The 2589-nt window shown below is 60.9% G+C and carries 4 protein-coding genes; 3 read left to right on the top strand and 1 reads right to left on the bottom strand.

Translation table 11 applies throughout. From position 1 onward, the window contains the following. Nucleotides 1–342 (top strand): creatininase family protein (locus tag QXF46_09715; GenBank protein MEM0227139.1); only part of this gene is annotated, 342 nt, incomplete at its 5' end. A gap of 139 nt (nucleotides 343–481) precedes the next feature. Further along, complete coding sequence (locus QXF46_09710) at nucleotides 482–1783, top strand: DNA double-strand break repair nuclease NurA (protein MEM0227138.1); 1302 nt, start codon at nucleotides 482–484, stop codon at nucleotides 1781–1783. Between the two features lie 19 nt (nucleotides 1784–1802). On the opposite strand, the gene QXF46_09705 is transcribed toward QXF46_09710, so the two are convergent. After that, nucleotides 1803–2189: a PaREP1 family protein gene (locus tag QXF46_09705; GenBank protein ID MEM0227137.1), complete on the bottom strand. Its 387-nt coding sequence runs from the start codon at nucleotides 2187–2189 to the stop codon at nucleotides 1803–1805. 87 nt (nucleotides 2190–2276) lie between these two features. Between QXF46_09705 and QXF46_09700 the strand changes: the two genes are divergently transcribed. Beyond that, nucleotides 2277–2589: hypothetical protein (locus QXF46_09700; GenBank protein MEM0227136.1), on the top strand; the 313-nt coding region annotated here is incomplete at its 3' end.

Below are 2589 nucleotides of genomic sequence, written 5' to 3'. Positions count from 1 at the left end.
CTGATCAACGAGATAAGGGAGACCGAGCCGATCGGGCACGCCTGCGAGATCGAAACCAGCTTAGCGCTCCACCTCTTCCCCCACCTCTGCAAGCTCGAGCGCGTGAAAGGCCCCGCCAAGCTCGGCCCAGCGCAGATCGCGAGGAACGTCAGGACAATGGCCGATTGGGTCTGCTACGCCATAGAGGGCTACGTTGGCGACCCGCGAGCGGCAACAGCTGAGAAGGGCAGGAGGCTCTTCGAGGGGTGGGTCTCGAGGGTCGCGAAGCTGCTCGAGGAGATCAGGAGCGACCGGCTGTACGAGAAAGTGATGGACGACTACTACAGGCGCGCCGGTAAGTAGGTACTACGGACCGCGCAAAAGCTCCTCTGCAGATAGGCTCCGACCTCTCTTTCCGCTATTTCTGTGCAGGTACGACCTCCCGGTTACTTTCGAGGCAGTCTCAAGGCTACCTAAATACCCCTGCGGATCGTATTACGTTGTGCCGCGCTTCGCTGATCTCTTCGTTGAGGAGGTCCGCAGGAAGAGGAGCGAGATCCTGCGAGTTGCAGCGGGCGGCGCCGATCTAGCGTCCCGCTACCGCGAGCTGGTAAAGGGCGTGTGGGTGGAGGGGGTTGAGGCGCGGAACGAGTTTGACGAAGTTTACGCGGTCGACAGCGGCAGCGACGAGATCGAAGTGGCTGGAGGAGGAGCCATCCTAGTCACCAGGGCTGTAGCGCTCGAGGCGGGAGGGAGGGAGTTGAGGAAGCTCAGGGTCGACGCTCTCTTCCCCAAGAGCGTCCGCGACTACGAGGACTTTAAGCGGCTCCTGAGGGAGCACCTCGAGCATGAGGTTGCTCTTGAAGCGGTTGATGAGGGCGCCGGCCTCGTGATGCTCGACGGGTCCCTCTTCGGCAGGATGAGCCACGTCATCAGGGAGCTGAACGTTGAGGGTAGGGAGGGCTTCATACTCGACTACGTGGAGACGTACGGGCAGCTGCTCTCGAGGGCTGTTCGAAAAGGGGTTACCGTCGCGGGGGTGAGTAAGGACTCGAGGTCGACGGTTCTAAGGGAGGAGCTCCTCCTATCCGAGCTGAAAAGGTGCCTCGAAGGTTGCCCGACCGGTCTGGCGGGCAAGGTTCTCGAGCTGTGGGTGAGGCTGAGGAGGAGGCCGTCGCAGGTGCTTGAGGAGGTTAGGAGGCTCGTAAAGGAGGGGCTTGACCCGAGGATCTACGAGCTGTTCGTTGAGGCGAGGAACCCGGTGCCGGACTCGAAGCTTCTGCTCTTGATGAACCTGGAGCCCGGTTACACGGTGCCGGTCAAGCTGACTCTGGAGAGGGTTCAGATGGGCGTTATCGAAGTGGCTCTGACCGAGGAGTTCCGCCTCATGGCGCTGCTAGGCGAAATTTTCGAGAGGGTGTCCGACGAGCTCGGCCCCCGGTTTGCGGAAAAGGTTGAAAGGGTGCTCGCAGCTTTGAGAAGCTACCCCGCTGTACTCACCAGCTACGTCATCTTTTCAAGGGGCGACGACCCCGTGAGGGTCGATATCGCCGTAGGCCGCGAGGATCTTGCAGCTGGCTCTTCTCGATTCGTCCGCAGCCCACCGGATTCCTTCATCAGAGTTCTGCGGCAGCTGGCTTTCCTCTACGCTGGGAGGATGAGCTACAACGTGCTCCTCCTTGAGGCGGACAAGAGGGTTAGGACGACCGCGGAAACGCTCGACCTGTACCACAAGCTCGCTATGAAGGAGCTCGGAGAGCTGATCGTGCACTCGCGCGGCGAGAGGCGGTACTTCATACCCTAGCAGCTGGCCGCGGCTTGGACTACCGCTTTGGCGGCCCTCGAGCTTCTCGCTCTAGCGCTTCGATTACGCTTTCCACCTTCCCGATGGCGTACCTGACCTCATCAGGCTGGTAAACCCCCTCGTAGAAGGCCTCCTCGTGGAGCGTTTTCATTAGGTCGCTGTAGAGCGCGCGAAGATCCTCACGCCCTATCTCCCTCAGCACGCGCCTCCTCTCTGAGTGGCTTCTCGGCACAAACCCCTTTACAGAGCGTATGTACTCGTTCACAGCGACCAGGAGGGCGAGGAAGGCCTTGTCAGCCGCATTGCGGTAGAGCAGGTGGTCTCTCAGCTTCTCAGCGCGCTCCAGCTCCTCACGCGCGTACCCTAAGATCTCCCTAGCCGTCTCGAACACCGCACTATCCCCCATTCAATAGGATTGGCGCTTATAACGTTAGCTCGTCCCCGCCGCCGGCCTGCTCAAGTACTTACGGTATACTCAAAGCGATGCCTACTTATGCCTCGTTCTAGGCGTAACGTGGGGTTCGGCTTGCCGGCGATCAGTGAGGCGCTTCTCCAACCTTCGGGCGAAAGGTTGCTCCACTTGAGGCAGGTCGGCAGGATTGTGGAGGAGGCGACGCCGGACAGCTTCATCTTCGTTACCTCCAGGCGCGAGCACCCTCCGAAGTACGAGTACGTCGTGGTTCGATCCGTCGAGCCCGTGGGCGGGGAGGAGAGGGAGGTGCTGGTGCTGTGCCAGGTGAGGGGCGTCGTATCCCGGAGCGCAGCGTACAGCTCGAGGCTCGACTTGGAGACTCTGGAGCGCATCT

It is taken from the genome of Thermofilaceae archaeon (genome assembly GCA_038731975.1).
Taxonomy (GTDB): Archaea; Thermoproteota; Thermoprotei; order Thermofilales; family Thermofilaceae; genus JANXEW01.
Note: the sequence above shows the minus strand (reverse complement) of the source record. Positions and strands in the feature narration are given on the sequence as shown.